23 protein-coding genes are annotated in these 21,628 nt (G+C 31.4%); 13 read left to right on the top strand and 10 right to left on the bottom strand.

Going from position 1 to position 21,628, the window contains the following annotated elements:
- On the top strand, positions 1-297 hold a 297-nt coding region (locus N4A44_01515), incomplete at its 5' end, for a hypothetical protein (protein MCT4552323.1).
- Positions 298-351: 54 nt separating this feature from the next.
- Here N4A44_01515 and N4A44_01520 read toward each other — a convergent pair.
- The gene (locus N4A44_01520) at positions 352-780 is read right to left on the bottom strand and encodes a TraR/DksA C4-type zinc finger protein (GenBank protein MCT4552324.1); all 429 of its coding nucleotides are present in this window, start codon (positions 778-780) and stop codon (positions 352-354) included.
- A gap of 42 nt (positions 781-822) precedes the next feature.
- Positions 823-1,134, bottom strand: a complete 312-nt coding sequence (trxA, locus tag N4A44_01525; GenBank protein ID MCT4552325.1) for a thioredoxin — start codon at positions 1,132-1,134, stop codon at positions 823-825.
- A 94-nt stretch (positions 1,135-1,228) separates the two neighbouring features.
- Between trxA and N4A44_01530 the strand changes: the two genes are divergently transcribed.
- The 3 genes from N4A44_01530 (at position 1,229) to N4A44_01540 (ending at position 3,331) form a co-directional block, all read left to right on the top strand.
- Positions 1,229-2,455 carry a cysteine desulfurase gene (locus tag N4A44_01530; GenBank protein MCT4552326.1) on the top strand — a complete coding sequence of 409 codons (1,227 nt, stop codon included), beginning with the start codon at positions 1,229-1,231 and terminating at the stop codon, positions 2,453-2,455.
- Positions 2,456-2,467: 12 nt separating this feature from the next.
- Positions 2,468-2,890, top strand: coding sequence for a metal-sulfur cluster assembly factor (locus N4A44_01535; protein MCT4552327.1), 423 nt, complete (start codon positions 2,468-2,470; stop codon positions 2,888-2,890).
- Positions 2,891-3,046: 156 nt separating this feature from the next.
- A complete protein-coding gene (locus N4A44_01540; GenBank protein ID MCT4552328.1) occupies positions 3,047-3,331 on the top strand; it encodes a hypothetical protein in 285 nt (94 codons plus the stop codon).
- Positions 3,332-3,387: 56 nt separating this feature from the next.
- Here N4A44_01540 and N4A44_01545 read toward each other — a convergent pair whose 3' ends face one another.
- A complete protein-coding gene (locus N4A44_01545) occupies positions 3,388-4,089 on the bottom strand; it encodes a hypothetical protein (GenBank protein ID MCT4552329.1) in 702 nt (233 codons plus the stop codon).
- 242 nt (positions 4,090-4,331) lie between these two features.
- Between N4A44_01545 and N4A44_01550 the strand changes: the two genes are divergently transcribed.
- The 4 genes from N4A44_01550 (at position 4,332) to N4A44_01565 (ending at position 7,923) form a co-directional block, all read left to right on the top strand.
- Entirely contained in the window at positions 4,332-6,389 is a 2,058-nt protein-coding gene (locus tag N4A44_01550; protein MCT4552330.1) for a ribonucleoside triphosphate reductase, read from the top strand.
- 21 nt (positions 6,390-6,410) lie between these two features.
- Positions 6,411-6,761 (top strand): hypothetical protein, encoded by a 351-nt coding sequence (locus tag N4A44_01555; GenBank protein MCT4552331.1) that lies wholly within the window; start codon positions 6,411-6,413, stop codon positions 6,759-6,761.
- 49 nt (positions 6,762-6,810) lie between these two features.
- A complete protein-coding gene (locus N4A44_01560; protein ID MCT4552332.1) occupies positions 6,811-6,966 on the top strand; it encodes an anaerobic ribonucleoside-triphosphate reductase in 156 nt (51 codons plus the stop codon).
- A gap of 216 nt (positions 6,967-7,182) precedes the next feature.
- Complete coding sequence (locus N4A44_01565; protein MCT4552333.1) at positions 7,183-7,923, top strand: anaerobic ribonucleoside-triphosphate reductase activating protein; 741 nt, start codon at positions 7,183-7,185, stop codon at positions 7,921-7,923.
- Positions 7,924-8,264: 341 nt separating this feature from the next.
- Here the strand turns inward: N4A44_01565 and pgsA are convergent, their stop codons facing one another.
- From pgsA to N4A44_01580, 3 genes are read right to left on the bottom strand one after another with little or no spacing between them, the layout of a single operon-like run.
- A complete protein-coding gene (gene pgsA / locus N4A44_01570; protein MCT4552334.1) occupies positions 8,265-8,903 on the bottom strand; it encodes a CDP-diacylglycerol--glycerol-3-phosphate 3-phosphatidyltransferase in 639 nt (212 codons plus the stop codon).
- Positions 8,904-8,927: 24 nt separating this feature from the next.
- Positions 8,928-10,142: an aminopeptidase gene (locus N4A44_01575; GenBank protein MCT4552335.1), complete on the bottom strand. Its 1,215-nt coding sequence runs from the start codon at positions 10,140-10,142 to the stop codon at positions 8,928-8,930.
- A gap of 55 nt (positions 10,143-10,197) precedes the next feature.
- Complete coding sequence (locus tag N4A44_01580) at positions 10,198-11,028, bottom strand: hypothetical protein (GenBank protein ID MCT4552336.1); 831 nt, start codon at positions 11,026-11,028, stop codon at positions 10,198-10,200.
- A gap of 351 nt (positions 11,029-11,379) precedes the next feature.
- Between N4A44_01580 and greA the strand changes: the two genes are divergently transcribed.
- From greA to N4A44_01600, 4 genes are all read left to right on the top strand, one after another.
- Positions 11,380-11,853 (top strand): transcription elongation factor GreA, encoded by a 474-nt coding sequence (gene greA / locus N4A44_01585; GenBank protein ID MCT4552337.1) that lies wholly within the window; start codon positions 11,380-11,382, stop codon positions 11,851-11,853.
- Between the two features lie 79 nt (positions 11,854-11,932).
- Positions 11,933-12,481, top strand: coding sequence for an SH3 domain-containing protein (locus N4A44_01590; protein ID MCT4552338.1), 549 nt, complete (start codon positions 11,933-11,935; stop codon positions 12,479-12,481).
- Positions 12,482-12,713: 232 nt separating this feature from the next.
- Entirely contained in the window at positions 12,714-13,481 is a 768-nt protein-coding gene (locus tag N4A44_01595; protein MCT4552339.1) for a hypothetical protein, read from the top strand.
- 138 nt (positions 13,482-13,619) lie between these two features.
- Positions 13,620-14,267, top strand: a complete 648-nt coding sequence (locus N4A44_01600; protein MCT4552340.1) for a prolyl oligopeptidase family serine peptidase — start codon at positions 13,620-13,622, stop codon at positions 14,265-14,267.
- 107 nt (positions 14,268-14,374) lie between these two features.
- Here N4A44_01600 and N4A44_01605 read toward each other — a convergent pair whose 3' ends face one another.
- The 3 genes from N4A44_01605 to dusB form a co-directional block, all read right to left on the bottom strand.
- Positions 14,375-15,670, bottom strand: coding sequence for a hypothetical protein (locus N4A44_01605; protein ID MCT4552341.1), 1,296 nt, complete (start codon positions 15,668-15,670; stop codon positions 14,375-14,377).
- 133 nt (positions 15,671-15,803) lie between these two features.
- Positions 15,804-19,130, bottom strand: a complete 3,327-nt coding sequence (locus N4A44_01610) for a hypothetical protein (GenBank protein MCT4552342.1) — start codon at positions 19,128-19,130, stop codon at positions 15,804-15,806.
- Positions 19,131-19,199: 69 nt separating this feature from the next.
- The gene (dusB, locus tag N4A44_01615) at positions 19,200-20,210 is read right to left on the bottom strand and encodes a tRNA dihydrouridine synthase DusB (protein MCT4552343.1); all 1,011 of its coding nucleotides are present in this window, start codon (positions 20,208-20,210) and stop codon (positions 19,200-19,202) included.
- Between the two features lie 95 nt (positions 20,211-20,305).
- On the opposite strand from dusB, the gene N4A44_01620 reads away from it, so the two are divergent.
- Entirely contained in the window at positions 20,306-20,611 is a 306-nt protein-coding gene (locus N4A44_01620) for a hypothetical protein (GenBank protein ID MCT4552344.1), read from the top strand.
- A 1-nt stretch (position 20,612) separates the two neighbouring features.
- On the opposite strand, the gene lgt is transcribed toward N4A44_01620, so the two are convergent.
- Positions 20,613-21,410, bottom strand: coding sequence for a prolipoprotein diacylglyceryl transferase (gene lgt / locus N4A44_01625; GenBank protein MCT4552345.1), 798 nt, complete (start codon positions 21,408-21,410; stop codon positions 20,613-20,615).
- Positions 21,411-21,628: the final 218 nt, after the last annotated feature.

Below are 21,628 nucleotides of genomic sequence, written 5' to 3' on the forward strand. Positions count from 1 at the left end.
TCCGGTACCGACCTCCAAATTTTGAAATTAGACTCCAGGGATAATGGTAAGGTTCTCCTGGGGTTTATTTTTTATTCACCGTATTTGAACAAGTTAAAATCTGCCGCTGACGAACTAAAGTTCTTGCTTGCAGTAACACGTAAACGAACTGTTGCGATTTCTGTAAACTTCGAAATCTTTCAGTTCTACTTTGTTTCCGGTACCGACCTCCAAATTTTGAAATTAGACTCCAGGGATAATGGTAAGGTTCTCCTGGGGTTTATTTTTTATTCACCGTATTTGAACAAGTTAAAATAAAAAAGATTGCTCTATTGAACAATCTTCTTTTATATTTTTAATTCAAAAGCTTAATTAAACTTTATCATTTTTATCTAAATCGTGTTGAATTTGTGATTCAATACTCATAGTTGCGTCTGGTTTTGCTTCTAATCTTCCTAGAGCAATTGGATCTCCAGATTTGATACAATAACCATAAGTTCCTGTTTCAATTCTTCCAAGGGCAGCATCTATCTTTTTAAGAAGCTTTCTGTATCTATCTGCTATTCTTATTTCTAACATTTTTGCAGCTTCATCGTTAGCAACATCAACTTCGTCTTTTACTTCTGTTGAGTCAGAACGACTTTCTTGCTTTAATTTTGCAAGAGTTTCTTCTGTTTCTTTTATTAGTGCATCTCTGTGTGCCACTAGTTTTCTTTTAAAATATTCTAGCTGCATTGGGTTCATAAACTCTTCTGTTTCAGAAGGTAGATATCCCTTTGGTAGTTCAATAGCTTTTGTCATACTAATTCCCCTGTTTTATTTTTTGACTTAATACAACTTAGATTAAATATTAGAATTTAGCAAGTCTAAAATTTCAGCTTTAGATTTTGCGCCAACTACAGTTTCTACTGGTTCACCATTTTTAAATAGAATCATTGTTGGAATACTTCTTATATTAAATTTAGATGCTATCTCTGGAGCTTCATCCACGTTAACTTTACAGATGTTAGCTTTATCACCAATTTCTGAAGAAATTTCTTCAACTATTGGCATTAGCATACGGCAAGGGCCACACCACTCCGCCCAAAAATCTACAAATGTTAATTTGTCTTGAGAAATTGTTTCTTCGAAATTACTTTTATCTAACGACTTCATATCAGTTCTCCTTTTGTAATAAATATTGTGTTGAAAGTTAATTTTATAAATTATATTATAGGGTCACGTTATTCAAATATCAAGGGTATTAAAAATGAAATTGAGTAAAAAAATATTTCCAATCTTTAATAATAAAAAGGATCTTGTGTATTTAGATTCCGCTTCTTCTGCGCAAAAACCTCAGGTTGTAATTGATTCTATTAAGAATTTTTATGAGAATGATTATTCCAATTCATCTAGGGGGGCTTGTCCTTTATCAGAAAATGTAACTAGTATTGTTGAAGGTGTTAGAGGTAAAGTTAAAAACTTTATTAATGCTGAAGATGCTGATGAAATATTATTTACAGGTGGCGCGACAGAATCTATTAATATATTAGCTGGTGCCCTAGCTGATTATTTTAATGATGGAGATGAGGTTATAATTACTGATACTGAACATCATTCTAATATATTGCCATGGCATTTATTGGCTGAGAAAAAAGATATTAAATTAAATGTTTTAGAAATGAATGATGATGGTAGTTTTGATTTTGAGAAATTAAACTCTCTTATAAATGAGAATACTAGGATGATTTCATTTTCTCCTATGTCGAATGTATTAGGTACTATTATTAATATAGAGAATGTAGTTTCTTTAATTAGAAATAAGGAGAGTGAATTAAATTCTAATATACTAATAAATTTAGACTTGTGTCAGTATATAGTTCACAGACCTGTCGATTTGAAAAAATGGAATGTAGACTTTGCATGTTTTTCTTCTCATAAGATTTATGGACCTACTGGAGTGGGAGTTTTATATTGCCATAAATCAAAGCATAATATTTTAAAGCCATACAAACTTGGTGGTGGGACTGTTTCTAGAGTTAATATAATTGATGGGGTTGTTAAATTAAATAAATTCCCTACTTGTTTTGAAGCTGGTACATTACCTATAGCTCAAATTGTTGGGCTTGGATCTGCTTTAGATTTTGTTTCTGAAATTGGATATGAAGAAATTATTAAGCATGATGAAAAACTTACTAAATATGCTCTTGAGAAGATGAAAGAAATAGATTTTGTTAATCTACTTGGTACTGATAGTGAAAAGACTAGGTCTTCTATAATATCTTTCAATATAGATGGAATTAATGCTTTTGATTTTGCCGTTCTTATGGGGCAAAGTGGAGTTTGTTTAAGAGTTGGTACTAGCTGTGCTGATCCATTGCACTATAAATTAAATATAACTCACTCTTTTAGAATATCTTTTGGTATTTATAATGAAGAGAAAGATATAGATATATTTGTTGAAAAAATGCATAAAGTAGTAAATATGTTAAAGTAAAAAGGAAATTAAATGACAAAAGGAATCGAAAATATACCACAAAACAATACTGGAATGAAAATTGAAATACCAGAAAATCTTAAGGATTTTTCTGTTGAATATGGTGAAGAACTTAAAGATAATGAAACACCTCTTCAAGACCTTAAGATGGTGGAAAATGCAATTAAGGTTGTGGAAGATCCAGATGTAGGTGTAGATGTATTTAATTTAGGACTTATATACGATCATAGGTTAGATAAAAAAGGCAATGTTATTGTTGATATGACTTTAACTAGCCCTACCTGCCCTTATGGTGAGCAATTGATTAATGCTGTGGCTATTTCTATATCTGACTTAGAAGGTGTTGGTAAAGTTACTGTAAATCTTATTTGGGAACCTCAGTGGACTATGGAAAGATTGAGTGATGAAGCTAGATTCGATTTAGATTTATTATAATAATATAATATATTTGATATAAATTTCCTCGATTAACTCGAGGATTTTTTATATTTAAAATCTTTGTTAAAGCGATTGTTAAAAAGATATTGACAAGTCAACTTCTCGTTAGTAATATTTTCTTGTGAAAAAAAGTTTAAATCTAATAATTTTTATATGTTTGAAGACGATCTTTATATCCAGGGTGAAGGTAATGATAGAGAAAGAATTAAAGATATCATAGCTGAAGTTTTTAATTTGGGAAATTATTCCGGTAGAAAAAATATCGATATAAGCGATAATAATGCCATTAATGAATTGAGAGAGAATTTAGAAAGCTCTTTCTTAGGAAGATTTGTTTGGGATGCTGTAAATCTTGAAGAAGTACAAAAAGCCGGAGAATTACTTAATATAATTTTCGAGTGCATTGAGGATATATCCCCAGTCTACGAGGAATATTAAAAACATAAAGGATTCGCAATAGCGAATCCTTTTTCATATCTACTCAGAATTTTTTATTAAACTGAGATTTTAACTTTATTTAATATAGCTACTACTTTTCCAAGAGGACCTTTTGATACAAAATCTTGAAGAAGTATATCTCCGCCTCTATCTTTTAATGCTTTTTGTAAATTTTCATAAGAATCAAGAAAATCTAAAACCATTTCTAAAAGAGCTTCATCTTTTTTAACATTTTTTCTAATAGTTTCCCAGAAGTTTGGATTTCCATCTTCTATCGCTAAGAAGATTCGGCAAGCTTTACTAATATATTTTTCGCTTCCCTTCTCCATTTCAGCTTTAATAGCCATAGAATTTACAAGTTCTGATTTTTTTAAAATTTGAAGAATTTTTTCTGCCATGTCGTCAAAAACATAGTCAAGAATCTTAAAAAAGTTTGAAGAAACTACTGATTGATTTGATTCATTTAAATTTCTAATTACATTTGCGAAATAAGTTTGGTTTCTTTCTGTAAGATTCTGAAACGATTCGATTCCTCCTTTAACTCTGAAAGCTAGATAAGCCACGTAACACAGAGCTAAAACTATTAACATTAATATTGCTGGAAAAACTATTGTTTCTATCAATCCTGAGAACTCAAAAATGCCCAAAGATGATAAACCTTGGAAGCCTTGAATAGAATCAATATATCTGACACTAAACATGCTCCAGAAAATTATTAAAAGTATTATTAAAGTCGTTGCAAAACCTAAAAAAAACATACTACAAAACCTTTCTCTTTTTTATATAAAAATACATTAAATTTAATTATTTTTTTACTTATTATTTCGTCTCTTTTTTTTGATTATAACATAGATTAATTTCGAAATCACTGTTTTATTTAGCTTTTTTTTGAGTCAAGAAAAAAAATTATCAAAAAAACGATTTTTTCCATATATAGTTGTTGACTGCAATTACCAAACACTATATATTGTATATAACAAGGAATGAAAGGGGAAGCAAAATGAATAATTCTTATAAAATCAATGATATAGATAGAGCTAAACTTAAAAAATGTAAAGTTGAACGATTCGTTAACAGAGATGGGGAAGCAATAGACTTTGATATTGAGAAAATATATGCTGCTATTTATGGGGCATCTAGAGTTAATGCTGATATGAGCGAAGAAGATGTTATTAACGTTACAAATAAAGTTATAGATGAATTAAATTCAATTTCTAATGCAACTAATGGCGCTAATATTTATGTAGAAAAAGTTCAAGATATCGTTGAAAAGAAAATTGCTGACGCCGGGTTCTTTGAAACTTCTAAAGCATATATATTATATAGAAAGAAAAGAGACGAACAAAGAAGTAATGAAAAAGCTAAAATCGATGTAGAAGATACTATTGAAGAATACCTTAAAAACTTAGATTGGAGAATTAATGAAAATGCTAATATTGGATATTCTATTGGTGGATTAATTCTTAAAAACTCTGAAAAATTAACCGCTAACTATTGGCTATCAACAATTTACCCTAAAGAAATTGCTGCTGCGCATAAAAATGCAGATTTTCATATTCATGACTTGGGTATGTTAACTGGATATTGTGCTGGGTGGTCTTTGAGACAATTACTTGCTGAAGGATTTAATGGTGTTCCTGGATATCTTGAATCTTCTGCGCCTAAACATTTAACATCAGCTGTAAGCCAAATGGTTAACTTCTTTGGTGTACTACAAAATGAATGGGCTGGTGCGCAAGCATTCTCATCTGTAGACACTTACTTAGCTCCTTTTGTTAGAGTTGATAAATTATCGTACAAACAAGTATATCAAAATATACAAGAACTTATTTTTAACTTATCTATACCATGCAGATGGGGAACTCAAACACCTTTCACAAACTTTACATTTGATATAGTTTGCCCTAAAGATGTTAAAGATAATAAGCCTATGATTGGTGGTGAAGAAATGGATTTCACTTATGGTGATCTTCAAGAAGAAATGGATATGGTTAATAAAGCATATATCGAAGTTATGACTAAAGGTGATATCAAAGGTAGACCATTTACATTCCCTATTCCAACTTACAACATAACTCATGATATGGATTGGGATAGCGATATTTCTAATATGATATTTGGTATGGCTGCTAAATATGGTACTCCATACTTCCAAAACTTCTTAAATTCTGATTTGAAACCGACTGATGTTAGATCTATGTGTTGTAGACTTCAAATGGATTTGAGAGAGCTTAAATCAAGAATGGGTGGGCTATTTGGTTCTGGTGAGCAAACTGGGTCAATTGGTGTGGTTACTGTTAATTGTGCTAGACTTGGATACCTTTATAAAGGAAATAAAGAAGCTCTATATTACAACTTAGATCATTTGTTAGAGCTTGCCAAAAACTCTCTTGAGATTAAGAGGAAAACTCTTACTAAATTCTTAGAAGGTGGTTTGTACCCATATACGAGAAGATATTTAGGAGGATCTTATAGAACTCACTTCTCTACTATTGGTGTTAATGGTATGAATGAAATGATTAGAAACTTTACTGATGATAAAATTGATATAACTTCTGAAGAAGGTGTGAAGTTTGCGGAAGAATTCTTAACTTACATTAGAGATAGAATGGTTCAATTCCAAGAAGAAACTGGAAATCTATATAACCTAGAAGCAACTCCTGCCGAAGGAACTACTTATAGATTTGCAAAAGAAGATGATAAGAGATTTGAAGATATCATTCAAGCTGGTTTTGAAGATGCTCCTTACTATACAAATTCATCTCAAATTCCAGTTGGACACACTGACGATCCTTTTGAAGCTTTGGAACTACAAGATAAATTACAAACTAAATATACTGGTGGTACTGTGTTACACTTATATATGAGTGAAGCCATATCTTCTTCAGAAGTTTGTAAAAACATTATTAGAAAGTCTTTAGAGACTTATAGATTACCTTATATATCTGTACAACCAACTTTCTCTGTTTGCCCTAAGCATGGATACCTTTCTGGACATCATGAATATTGTCCGAAATGTGACGAAGAATTGGCTAGAGAAGAAGCTAAAAATAATTAATAAGTAGGAAGGAGAATAGAAATGGCTTTAAAAGAAGTAACTGTAGATGGTGAAGTTAGAGAAAGAGATCGTGAATTTAAAAAATATACAAATCATCACTTTGAAGTTGGATCGTGGAAAACTACTGTTTCTGACACTGCTATTGCAGAAAGAATTACTCACCTACTGGACGATGATAATCTAGAAAAAACAGTTAGAGATGATGAAAGTTTAGATGATGTTACAATTCAAATGATTGAAGCTATTATTAATGAGGATGACATTAATAAAGCTAATGATAAATTAGATATGAAATTTGATCAATTTGAAAAAGAACATAGATTAATTCAAATGAATTCTATTGAGAGAAAATTATCTAAGCAAATTGTATAATAGGAAATTTTTAAACTAAACAATAACAATAAAAAAGGAGGAAAGAACAATGGATAATTCAAAAAGAACTAAATGCGAAGTTTGGACAAAAGTTATGGGCTTTATTAGACCATTCAATAATTTTAACATTGGTAAAAAATCTGAATTTAAAGAAAGAAAATATTTTAAAGAAAATGCTTGTGGATGCTCTCAAAACCTTAGCTAAAGTTTTAAAATAATATAATATTTTACATTGTTAAAATTGTCAAAACTTGTGGATTAATTGTAGGGTGGAAGATTTTTCACCCTATAATAAAAAAATGAGTCGAATCAACTTGCTTCAATGATTAATTAAAGAATTGATTCAAAGTTAAAAGTTTCAAAAATATATAGAAATCTTGTTTGAGATACAACATTTGTTAGAAAAAGGAAAGTAGAAATTATGATACAAAAATCTAAAGTTATTTTAAGTGGCTTTGAACCATTTACTACTATAGACTATCCAGGTAAAATTTCTTGTGTTGTATTTCTACAGGGGTGTAATTTAGACTGTGCTTATTGCTCGAATCCTGAAACAAATCTGATAGTATCTAAAGATGATTATGTTGAGCAATTTAAAAAAAATTGGGACAGTGTTTTAAGTAAAATTAATGATAGAAAAAACTTTCTTGATGCAGTAGTTTTTTCTGGCGGGGAAGCGTTAGTTCAAGTGGATGAATTACTTACTGCTATTGATGAAGTAAAAGATATTAATCCCGACTTTAAAATAGGACTTCATACTAATGGTGTTTTACCTGAAAATCTTAAAAAAATAATTGATAAAGTTGATTGGGTTGGACTTGATATTAAAACTTCTGAGAAAAAGTATCATGAATTGTCGTGTAATAAAAAATCGAATCATTTCAATGATATAAGATCCTCCCTTGAAGTTCTGATTCAAGCAAATAAAAAGTTTGAAGTTAGGACTACATGCTATCCTAAGTATGTAAATAAGTATGATGTTTTAGAGATTGCTAACATGTGTAATGATATGGGAGTTTCTCACTATGCTTTGCAAAAATATATAACTGTATCTGATAGTGATATGGAGCCTACAGATAGGGAAATTAATTCGTTCTTTATTGATGATGATTTTTTAGATAAATTAAAAGAATTCAACTTTGAATTAATATTAAGAAAATAAATTTTATTTGAAGTTAAAGTAATTAAACTTAATAATTTAATTATTGTAACAATCTAAAACTAAATTTTAAACCCATGTTATACTTGAAAAGATTCGGAAAGATTGCCCTACTTTCTTTTATTACCTTAATGGTTATGATTGGGGCTATGGAAGGATTTGTTTTTAGAGAAATATATCCGTCTATGCTTGATGGGGTGATGACAACCCTTATTACTTATAAGTCTTTGATGCTGATGTTGTTTCTTTGCTTCTTTGCAATTGGAAACATTTTTAATTACGTGATGCTAAATTATAATAAAGCCCCTAATTAGGAGCTTTATTTTTTAAACTATTATATGTTATTATTTCATATATTTTATAGAACCTTTAAAGTATTGCCATCCTGTTAAAACCGTTAAAACAGTAGAGATAGCTAAAAACACAAGGCCGAATTTGTATACAAGAGGCATAAAGTAATATAGGAACATAGAACTCATTTTACTTCCTGCACAAACCATTTGAGGAGATGTTGTTCCTAACATAAGACCCCCAACGGCAAACATTTGAAATGTTGTTTTCCATTTAGCTATATAAGACACTTCTATCTTATGACCTTTAACCGCAGTGAATTCTCTAACACCTGAAACCAAGATTTCTCTAAAAATAATTAGTCCTGATAATAAAATCTCTAAAGCTCCAAACTTTGTTTTTGCTAAAACTAAGAAAATACAAAGAACTGCTACTTTATCCGCTATTGGATCTAAAACTTTTCCTAAATCTGTTACCATATCATGTTTTCTTGCCCACCATCCATCGAAAAGATCTGTGATACAAGCTAAGTAATATAAACAAACAGATATAACGTTTGCCATTAATAAGTCCTTAGATAACATTGTAAACATTATTACTGGAATTAAAGCAAAACGGAAATAAACCATTATATTTGCCCAATTAATTCTTTTAGCTTTAGCTGTTTTTTTATTTAGATTTTTTTTATTCATTTTAAAACCCCTTATCCTTTATTGTTAATCTAGTGTAAACTGTCCATCTTTATAAATCAAGACTTCTCTGCCATCTTTTAATTTAGCAGTTACTTCTTTATCCTCTGCGTTTATTAAATCCCAGTGAATTGCTGAAACATTTAGTCCTTTGCTAATTTTTTGATCATCAGTTTTTATATCTTTTTGATTTCCTGTATAGCTATTTGCGAAGGAACTTCCTATTGCTATGTGGCAATTCCCATGAGGTCCTCCATAGTTTTCATCATATAGTATTTCTGCCATAAATTTATTAATTTTAGAAAAACGTTTATCTGTTAGTGAGAATTCTCCTATCATTGAAGCCCCCTCATCTATTTCCATTTGTTTTCTTAAAAAATCTTCTCCTTTTTCAGCAGACATTTTAATACATTTTCCATCTTTAAATTCCATAGAAACTTTTTCTATTTTATTTCCAAGCATGAATATAGGTCTATCTACATAGTATTTTCCATTGATATTTTTGCAATCAGGAGACGTAAATATTTCAAAAGATGGTATATTATGCCCAGATGTACTTAAATATTGTCTTTTTTCACCTAGTCCTACAGTAAGATCTACGTTTTGTGATTTTACATGAAATTCTTCTATATCTAGATCTTTTAACCAAGAACATACTTTTTGATTATAATCTATTAATTTATTCCATTCTTCCACAGGATTTTCTTTATCTAAGAAGCATACTTCCTTAACTTGTTCGAACATTTCATCCAGAGATAGCCCAGCTTGTTTTGCCATGCTTTCTGTTGGCCAAAGACATAATGTCCAAGAATAATCCCCATTTTGCTCTCTAGTTTTGATTATATCTTTAATAGGTTTTCTAGATTTCATAAATGTTGATATCTTTTGCGGATCTGCATCTTTTAATGACAGTAAATCTTCATTCGAAAGTAAAGCTATTAATCCACTCACATTTTTTCTTTTTTCTAATGCCCAATCTGGTAAATAATTCAACTGATTTTCATTGGCATTTTCATAAAAAGATTTTTTCATGTTTGGAGTTTGAGCTATATTTAATGATACGTTCCATCCTCTTTTAATACATTTTTCATAAATAGATTCTGCTAAATCAAATGCAGTTCTTTCAAACATTAGAGAGATTAAATCTCCCTCCTTAAAAGTCTTACCTGTTTCTTCCCCTGCTTTTTCTAATGCCCAAATCATAACATCTGCATATTTTTCTATTTCAACTTTTGTTAGCAACTTATTACCTTTCCTATAATTAAAATCCCCGAGGGTTGCTCGAGGATATTTATTTTTAGTGCTTATCGCAACGGATTTCACCTTTTTCTTTCATTGTGTTTCTTTTTAAGCCTTTGCTTTCTAGCAGTTCCATGGCTTGATCACACATAATTGGATTACCACAAATGAAAATATAAGTTTTATTTGGAATAAATGGTTCGTCTACGCCCCAAGCTTCTTTTAGCTTATCAGTCATTATTTCTTGAACGTATCCTGAAGTTCCTGTCCAACCTTCTGTTGCTCTAGATAGAACTGGGAAGAAGTTAAAGTCTTTACATTCTTTTTCAAATCCTTCTAATTCTTCTCTGTATCCGATTTCATGTTCGTGTCTAACACCCATGAATAATGCTACTTTTCTTTTTCCGTTGAACATAGTATCTTTCCAACCTCTAACTAGAGATCTAAGTGGTGCAAGACCTGTACCAGTTGCAAGAAGAACGATATTTGCATCTTCTTCAACATCTTCCATGTTCATGTGACCGATCGCTCTTTCACCTAGGTAAACTTCATCACCTACTTCTAGTTCGAATAATTTTGTTGTTAATGCACCTTTTTCAACATTAACTATATAAAAATGGATTTCGTTTTCATCTACTTGAGGAGCTGATGTGATTGAGTAAGCTCTGATTAACCAGTTACCTCTTTCTTTTTTAGGTAACTCATTATCTTCTACGAATGCACCTTTGTCATAATCGTATTTTTCGTTATCTTTTAATAAAACACCTAGTGTTGTGAATTGACCTGCTTTATAATTTAGTGGTTGGCCACTTTTTAATTTAACTTTAAAAGTTTTAATTTCGTCTGTTACTTTCTGAATCTCTACTATTTCAGCGTTATAAGAAAACATTTTATTCTCCTTTGTTAATTTTTGAATAGAGGTAATTATAATTTTTAAGATTTTAAAAAGCAACATTTTTAACAATTTTTGAATAGAAACTACTCTTGCTCTGAATTTATTATTATTTTTAGAAACATTATTTTACTTAATAAAAACAGTTATTTTAAAAGATTTTCTTGATTTTAAATATAATTATTACTATAATTCTTTATGTAAGAGGAAGGATAGTAAATTCTTGAATCAGGATACCCAAGGAGATTGTTGGGTTTATTTTTTCTTCTAATAAATTATGGTGGTTTTTATCTAAAATGCTTATGAAAAGCCACTAATAAAACAATTACTAAATATGAGGTAACTAAAATGGAAAAGATTTTTTTAACACCGGAAGGTTTTGCAAAGCTTGAAGCTGAGCACAACGACTTAATTCAAAATCAGAGACCTGCTATTATCAAAGCTATCTCTGAAGCTAGAGAATTAGGCGATTTATCTGAAAACGCAGAATATCACTCTGCTAAAGAACAACAAGGTTTTATCGAAGGTAGAATCGAAGAACTAGAAACTATTATTGGTAGAGCTGAAGTTATTGATCCTGCTAGAATGTCAGGTGATACTATTAAATTTGGAGCTACTGTTTCTTTAGTTGATGTTGATACTGAAGAAGATAAAATTTATAAAATTGTTGGTAGATTTGAAGCAGATCTTGCTCACGGTAAAATTGCTTTGGATTCCCCTATAGCTAAAGCTTTAATAGGAAAAAAAGCAGAAGATGAAGTTGATGTTATAACTCCTTCTGGCACAAAAACTTATGAAATTGAAAAGGTAGAGTATAAATAATATAACTCTAAGAGTTCAAAAAATACTTTAAAAACTCCTTAAAATGTACTATAATACGTTTAGAGGAGTTTTTTATTTTATGTTGAGAAAAGTAAGTAATTTTTATATTTTAAATAATGTGTCATCTTTTATTAAGGGGGCTTGTATATTTTTATTTATATTACTAATTAATGCTAGTTCAGCATTTGCTATTATAAATTCAGACATAAATAAGAAACCTTTGCCTAGATTTGCTTCTGTTAAGTTTGAAGAAGTAAATGTTAGATTCGGTCCTGGGAAAAACTACCCTATTAAATATCTTCTTAAAAGAAAAAATATGCCTGTTAAAATTGTTAAAGAATTTGATAACTGGTATCTTATAGAAATGGTTGATGCATCTGACGCTTGGATTCATAAATCTCAATTATCTGGTAATAGATATGGTTTTGTTAATATTGGTGGATATGCTAAATTATATGAATCTAGAGAAGATGAAACTATAGTTGCTAAAGTTGGTAATGGTAATGTTATCAAAATAGATAAATGCTCTATTGATTCTGCTTTTTGTGAAATATCTATCAAGGGTGTTTCTGGATATCTTAAAAAACAGGACTTTTTTGGCCTTTTAGATGGGGAAAAAGTTAATTAATACCTTATTTCTCAAATATCACTAAAAATAGTAATTTACTATTATTTCTAATTTATTGCAACAATCAGAAATATTTTTTGTAACCTTCTTAAAGCCTTGTTAGGCAATGGGTAAAAGAGAACTCCTGTATGTTGAGATATATTTTTACTTGATTCATTTGCTCTTAGATTTAATAATTTTAATAGCTAGTTGTAAAAATTAGCTGTAAAATTAAATAATTATGGAGGGTAATATGAAAAAAATTTCATTACTTACTATGGCTGTTGCCGGAATGGCTTTGAGCGTATCTGCTGCTCAAGCGAAAACTAATCTAGAAGATCCTACTTATATGCCTGAAAATGGTATGACGTACTCGAAAACTGCTTTAGGTTTTGGAGCTATGTATGATAAAGAAACTGATGCTGTATTGACGCAAGAATTCGGTATGGGTATATCTGATTCTATGGCTCTTAGAATTTATACAGGATATTCATGGGGCGATGATGATATCAATGATTACGGTATGTCTGATATTGGAATTGGTATGACTTGGAGAATGATGAAAGATGAAGCTTGGACATTAGACTTCAAAGGTGATTATGTAGCGGATACAAGTGATAAACTGTCTCTATCTGATGTAGCTGCCAGCTATGATGAAATGGATGACGATAGAATTAGCGCTGCCGTTGAGTTAGGACATAACTATATGGACTGGACTTGGGCAGTAGAAGCTGGTTATAACTGGTTCTTAGATAGCTCTATGGATGATGCTAATGAAGCTTTCTATGCTGCGGAAGCTCAATGGAGATTCTCTGAAAATATGTCTGCTAATGTTAGATATGATTATTCAGACAATAGTGATGCACCTGTTTTAGAAAAAGATAGATGGACTTTCCAACTAAACAATCATTTATCTAATGATATGGTTGCGGGCGTGTACTACTCTTACGATGATGGAGCTAATGACCTTAGTGGTGCTGAAGATCAAGTTGTTGGTCTTAAGTTTGCTGCTCAATGGTAATTAAAACCGATTGTTAGAGCTTTGCTCTATAACGCAAAACTACCTCTTACTGTTTTATTACGGTAGGGGGTTTTTATTTTCTTGAAGACAGTATCTTTATATCATATAATTTGAGAAAATTATACTAGGAGATATTATATGAATATTAATAAATTATGTATTTTATTACATGGATATGGATCTGATGATAAAGACTTGGAGTCTTTAATTCCTGTTTTTAAAGATAGATTAAGAGAAGATCTTGCAGATGGAATTGATTTTATCTCTGTAGCAGCTCCTAATCCGTGTGAACAAGGTGTTGGACTTCAATGGTTCTCATTAGGTAGTTTCTGGGAGACTGTGCCTTATGGAAAGCCTATGGAGATTTCTCAGACATCTATAGATGAAATGGAAGTTTCTAAAGAATATTTAGATAATATTATAAATAATGAACTTGAAAAAAGAAATTTAACTAAATCTGATTTGATTTTGGTTGGATTTTCACAAGGAGCTTCATTGGCTATAGATTATACCCTTACGTCTTCTGAAAATGACGCACCTTATAAATGTATTTCGTTTTCAGGTTTCGCCCTTCCCCCGTCTATAGAAAATAGAGTCAACATGCAAACACCCTTGTTAATGTGCCACGGGGAAATAGATGATGTTGTTCCTTTAGAGCTATTTGAAAAAGCATGTGAAATGTTAGATGATGCTGGAATTAAATTTGACTATATAACATCTCCAACAACTGGTCATTGGATATCCGAAGATGGAATGGATAGAGCCGTTAAATTTATTGAAGAATAAATTAAACTGCGTCTTTTAAATATTAAATCAAAATACTTGTTTAACACTTAAAACTTGGAATTAAAAAACCTCTCAATTGAGAGGCTTTTTTTTAAAACTTAATTTTATTAGAAGAATGTTCTTAATTTTATACCGATTTCTTCTAATTCTATGTCGGCAGATTCTGTTGCACTTTCTGTCACATTAGATTTATCCATATTTATAGAACAGTATTGTGGCCCGCCATCTTCTAACTGTATTACATTACCTGGACAAGGACCGAACTGTGCTTCATAGGCACCAACTTCAAATTCCCAAGATAAATCATATGATGAAGTTACTGATCCACCTGTTGAGATTTCTCCATACATAGATTTTCTATAGAAAACATCTAATAAAACATTGTCACCAGCATCAAATGATAAACCAACTTCATAATTCCAAGAGAAATTATTAGATGAATCTCCTTGGTATTTAACTGTACCATTTTCATAAACATCTGTACAATCTATAACAGATCCGTTTGCTGCGAAACATTCTGGATTTTGACCGTCTACAGTACTACTTACTGTAGTTACATATGTATCTTTTAAAGTGTAGTCATCTACTTTTACAAAACCTAAACCGAAACCGAAACCTGCATATGGCTTGATCATTCCATTTAAGAAATTACCTAGCATATTTTCTAATGAGTAGTATGTGTTAAACATAAATGCATCAACATTAACTCCACCACCACTCTCTTTTTGATATTCTTTAAGATATTCTACCTCATTCGAATCTGCGTCCAACTTAGTCCCAGTTCCACCTTTTGCAAAATCAGCATATTCTAAACCAGAATAAGAGTTATAAGATAGTTCTGACCTTGTATTCCCTGAAGTTTGTGTACCAATTGAAATTGAAAATCCAGTGCCTTTACCAAGGTTATTTCCATCTTTACTCCAATTACCTGGTATGAAAGCATCCTCTGTATCAGATACGAATCCATCACCTTTGTCTTTAGCATTCATATAACCTAAACCTAAGTAGAAACCTGATTTTGATGAATCTGTATATGGATTTTGAACTTCGCCATATCCTGGTATTGGATTACTCATTCTTTGAGTATTATTTATAACAAATATAGGTGCTGGTTTTTGCGGAGTATTTTGAACTCTTACAGGTTGTTGAGGGGCATAGTAAGAATTTGAAGAACCAGATCTATATTGCATATTTGTTGTAGTATACGGAGATCCATATTGAGTATTTGAATTGAAATATTGGGCATTAGAGGTATATCCAGCCTTAGGTTTATTACCTACAAAGCTTTGAGAACCTTTATATTTATTATAATTTGAATAATATTGCGCAGAAGAACTACCCCCTGAAATAAATGGGATAGATAATGCTAATATTGTTAAAATATTTTTGTTGTTAATTAACATAGATAACTTTGCCCTCTCCGTTCCTATTGTCTTATGATAACATAATTTAGACTTTAAGAAAAGGGAAAAAGGAAAATTATTTTGATTTGAAGATGATATATTTTAAAAGCCCCCTTTCGGAGGCTTTGATTTATTAATAAACATTTCTGTTTGAATTATCTTCATCTATCGTGTCATCGAACATATTCATAGCTTCCATGATTTCAGACATCATATAGTAATATGGACTAAATTCTGGAACTACACACTTAGATGCAATTGGATTTTCTTCACAACCTTCTGGTGCTTTACCATCAACAGCTGATTGAGTATTACAAGCTACTACACTGTCCTTCTTAACATATGCAGGACTAACTGTTTTAGTACCACCCAATGCATCACAGTAAAGAGTTGTAACTCCCATTAGCTCCACAGAAGACTCTGCTGAAGTATTTCCGTTTGCAACTGAGATAAAGTCATCCCAACCCTTTGGAGAGAACACCCCTGGATTACATTGAACTCCATTACCTAATTCAAGTTCATATGTTTTTGGAGCTGAAGTTGCTTCTACGATAGTTGAATAATAAACTCTACCATAACCTTCATATTTCTTTCTTTTTCTCTTCTTACAAGCATCTATAAGTTTGTAGCTACCGTTTAATTTAGTACCGCCACTAACTCTACAATATCCACCACTTGACTTAGCAGCAGCCGTTTGACTACTAGCATCAACTAAACTACCAGCATCTATGCCATCTTTTTGTAATTGTTCTTCAGAAACTGGTATTTTTTGTCCCATAAGGTTCACACCATCTTGAAGATATTTCATATTATCACTTACAGAGCAGGTATTATTTACTGGATAAGCATTTGTGAAGCCATTTAACTTTTCTTCATTCTTATCCCCCTTTCTATCTTTACTACACCAACCCTTTCCTGAATAAGCTTTAAATTCATCGTACCAATAAACCTTTTTCTTTTCAGGAACTGTGTATGTGTAAGTACATTCAAATTTTTCTCCAACGTTAATTCTACCGTCATCGAATTCATCTATCATTGTAGAAATTGGAACAATACATTCTTCATTAGAAACATAACCACCTGATTCTTTACAAGATTCATCTAATTGTTCAACATAAATCTCAGATAAAGATTCTGCTAGAGATTGTTTTGCTAAGTTCCAATACATATCTCCATTGAAGCTTTGTAAGTATTCTGATAAGAATGGTGATGCTCCTTTGTTAATTGTATCTACTACATTTTGAACGCATTTTTTATATGTTGGGTAACAACTTAGACCAACCATTGACAATTTACTAGCTTGGAAACCATCTGCAGAGATACAGTTAGCTCCGTTTTCTCCACAAATAGATTCCTTATATATACAGCTGTTTAAACCTTCACTACATTTTTCTAAAAGCTCTTGTTGGCTCATAGATAATTCATTGGCCATTTCAGCATCTGCTAGTAAGTCAGCCATTTCTTGTCTTTTAATATCGTTTTCAAGTTTACCAGCATTTGCCATGATATAATCTGACGCCTGGCTTCTCCAGCTAAGTCTTTCAGCTTGAAGAGCTTGTTCATATTTAGCACTTGATTTTCTTGGCGTATCAAACACTTGGAAAACTTCTACTCTTTTATTTTTATCAGTACCTAGAGTAATTTTATGTGTAATAATTGGAGTTGTGTATTTGTCATTTGTATAACATTTACCGCTCTTGCTATTCCAATAGTAACCAAAGCCTTCACAGTCACCAGCATTTGATATTTTCATAGAAGTATTACAACTTTTGAAATTTCCTTCTGTGTCTAAAATAGCTTCTGCTCCAAAAAGTTCGCAAACACTTTCATCTGACTTTTCCCAAACACAGTAACCATGCTTACTTGTATCCCAACTTCCGTTTCTTGCCGTACAAACTTCTTCTCCGTTAGAGCCCCCATCTTTAGAATAATATTCTTTTTCACCTTTTTCTCTGTCACCATTATAGCAATAGCTCCAGTCACCTAAAAAGGCGCTACAAGTATCAGAATCATTTACTAAAACTGATGATATTCCTGTTAGATAGAATTTTTTCAATCTACCTCTAATTTCTTTACAAGCGTTGTTGTGAGTTTTGTTATTATCATCAACGTACTCTCTAGATGCTAGTTGTTTAATTAAATCTACTAGTTCTCCATAATAAGATTCTGAAGCTAGTTTTTTAGACTTCATTCTAATTCTTTGATCTACCTTGTCATCGTCTCCATCCCTTGCTATGAAACAAATATCATCCATTTGAGCTAGAGAAACTGAAGCATTCAACATAGTTGCTGGAGGAGTTACACTAACTGCGAATGAGTAGTTAGAATTTCCAATCTTTGGCATATCATCTGTTTTGAAACCTAAAGCTGAAATAATAGTTCTACTTAAATCAACAACTTTTAATGAATTTGGGTCTCCTGCAGGAAGAGATAATCTTTTAGAAAGTTCTTGGTAGTATGCTGTAGATGATCTAGATCCTTTTTGAGTTAAATAAGATTCTTTATCATAATAACATCTTCTTAAGTCTTTTAGAGAAGTCGATGTAACACTATTATCTTTTGGCATACATTGAGACCAAACTCCACCATATTCTTTACAAGTAGCTTCTTCATTTGCCCAATTTTCAAATTCTTTAGGGTTATTTCTTGAATCTGGTTTTGCATAAGCTTTATTTGATGTTTTAGCTCCATCATAAGCTCCTGTATAACCAGTTCCGCTTACGTCGTAACATTTATAACCATCTGAATTCCATGTACCTCCGATATTTCTACAGTCTCTTGCCGTAGACATACCACCTTCCGAACAAAAATAGTTATAGTTTCGGAATAAAACAGATGCTCTAGAGTCTTCTGCGCAATTTTTTCCATCACATTCTGTTCCATCTTCAGAAACTGCTGTTGCGTCATAAACAAATCTTAAATCGTGATCTGCGGCTTGCATGGAGTTAACTTCCGCTGAATCTCTTAGAAATGGATTTTGAGAAATAACGTAAGGTATTAACATATCCATACAAGATGCATAATCTGTTATACACTCTGCTTCTGCTTGAGTTTGAGGATCACTTGCTTGAACCATTGCAGAAACTGTATTGAATGTTGATGCTGAATTAAAAAATGTAGCTGCTCTCACAGATGACGAAGAACTTCTAGACCCTGTTCTTGAAGATGAAGAAGCAGATGATCTACTACCAGATCTACTTGATATAGATCTTGATGATGATGTCATTGATCCTGATCTTTTACTACTTGATGATGCGCCGGCCCTTTTAGATGATGAAGTTCTCGATGATGAGCTTCCTGCTCTAACACTAGTTCTTGATGAACTAGATGCGCCTGCTCTTTTGCTTGATGACGAACCAGATATCCCACCTCTAGAATAACTTTCATTTGCAACGCCTGCAACAAAAAACACAGCTAACAATACTTGTGAAATCTTAGAAAATTTTCTTTTTCCGAACATTATAATCTCTCCTTGAAACTATTTACCTTTGGGCAATTATAGCACAAAAAGAGAGTCTAAACAAGGTTTTTATAGAAATTTATCTAATAATTTTAGAACTTCTTCTTTACTCTTTGCATTATTGATTTCATTTCTGAATTCTGCTGAATTTCTAACACCTTTAGAATACCAAGAAGCATGTTTTCTGAAGTTGAGAATTCCTTGTTGCTCACCATATTCCTCGACAATTAGAGAAAGATGCTTTTCTAGCATATCTCTTTTTTCGTTAGTGGATAATTCATTAGAAATCTTTTCTCCAGTGCTTAAGTAGTGAGCTATATTTCCTAGAAGATATGGCTTTCCATAAGATCCTCTAGCTATCATTATTCCATCAGCCCCACTAACTCTTAAAGCCTCTTCTGCAGTTTCTTCATCTATTATATCACCATTAACTATAACTGGTATTTTTACTGCTTGCTTAACTTTAGCAACCTCTTCCCAATTAGCTTTTCCTGAATATAGTTGTGAGCGAGTTCTTCCATGAACAGTTATCATAGAAGCCCCTTCTTCTTCACAAATTTTTGCTATTTCTACAGCATTGACATTATCCCAATCCCAACCAAGACGAATTTTAACAGTAAGTGGAATTGAAATAGCAGCTTTAACTGCACGAACAATGCTTCTAACTTTATCGGGATCTCTAAGTAGATCCGAACCACCCTTACTTTTAACAATTTTTTTAACTGGGCATCCCATATTTATGTCTATAATATCCGCCCCTCTTTTTTCATTTATTTTAGCAGATTCTGCTAACAATTCTGGATCTCCACCGAAAATTTGAATTACTAAAGGTCTTTCCCAACCCTCCACTTCTTCATACATTTTTAGCAATCTAGGATTTTTATGAACACCTTTATTTCCATCAAAATAAGTTTGAGAATTTGAAGAAACCATTTCTGTGAATGTTAATAGATCTGGAGAGTAATGTTTTACCATTCTTCTGAATGATTTATCACTTACACCTGCCATAGGAGCTAAAAACACAGGTGTCTTTATCTCTATATTGCCTACATTGATTTTTTCTATAAGTTTTTTCTTCATTATTTTCTCTTTTTTTGCTATAATGTTTTCGTTGTATGATATGATATGTTTTTTAAAAATTCAAGTAAAGAAGTTTGTTATAGAGGAAGAGATTTATGAATAAAAATGAAAATGCAAAATACTATCTGTTAGGATCTATAGTTTTATGGATTTCTATATTTTTTAGTTTTGCACATTTGTTCGTTGGAAAACATAGCCTTAAGAACCTTTATAAATCTGAAAAAGAAAGAGTTAGATTAGAAAAAATTGTTGAAGAAAAACAATCTAAAATAGCAAAGTTAAAACACAAAATTTCTTTGATAGATACTAAAGGTGAAATAGATATAGATTTGCTTGAAGAACTATCTCAAAAGAAATTATCTAAAATGCCAAAAGGCGCCTACGTTCTTATTATGGAATAAATTATTTTTCCGATTTTCTTAGCACTAAATAAACTCCAAGAATTAGCAAGGGAAAAGATAAAGTTTGCCCCATTGTTATATTGCCAAATAAAAATCCTATTTGAGCATCTGGCTCACGAAAATTTTCAATAATCATTCTTGAAAGAGAATAACCTATCATTCCGATTCCCGATAGGAAACCTGGGTTTATTTTAACTTTCTTTAACTCTTTTAATCTATATAAAGTTATCAAAATAACAAATAGAACTAAGCCCTCTAGGAAGGCTTCATACAATTGACTAGGATGCCTTGGAAGCATATCTTTAGATGGAAATATAATTCCCCAACTACCACCTTCAACAGGGCGCCCCCAAAGCTCTCCATTTATAAAGTTTGCTACTCTGCCGAAGAAAAGACCTACAGGAGCTGATACAACTACTAAATCAAGCATAGATAGTAATGGAACCTTTTCTTTTTTACAAAAATAAACTAAGCCAACTAATCCACCTATAACGGCTCCATGGAATGACATTCCGCCTTCCCATATTGCGAATATTTTTCCTGGGTAATGAAGAAAGTAATTTAAGTTATAGAATAGCACATAACCAAGCCTACCACCTAATATTATTGCAAGGATTCCTGTTGAAATTAGATTATCTAATTTTTCTTTATTCATATTTAGCTTAGGATGTTTTTCAGAGGCAAATTTAATAAAATAATATGTGAAAATGAAACCCAATATATATGCAACTGAATAGTACTTAAATTGTAGGCCAAATATATTTATTAAAACTGGAGATAAATTGTGTTCATATATCATATTAAAAATCGCCTTTCTTACGAATTTAAGGAATAATTACAATTATTAAATCTCAAATAAATAATTGCGAATATATTTTTATAACTTCTTATTAAATATATCAAAGGATGAAGTTTTTACAACTATATTTTTTATGGTGAAAAAATTATTTTTATTGCTTGACTTTTTTGCTTTTAGTCGTATTATTACAAGCAAGTTGTTCAGGATGAATGGGAACA

This window comes from Alphaproteobacteria bacterium (genome assembly GCA_025210155.1).
Lineage (GTDB): Bacteria > Pseudomonadota > Alphaproteobacteria > Rs-D84 > CASDRH01 > JAOASE01.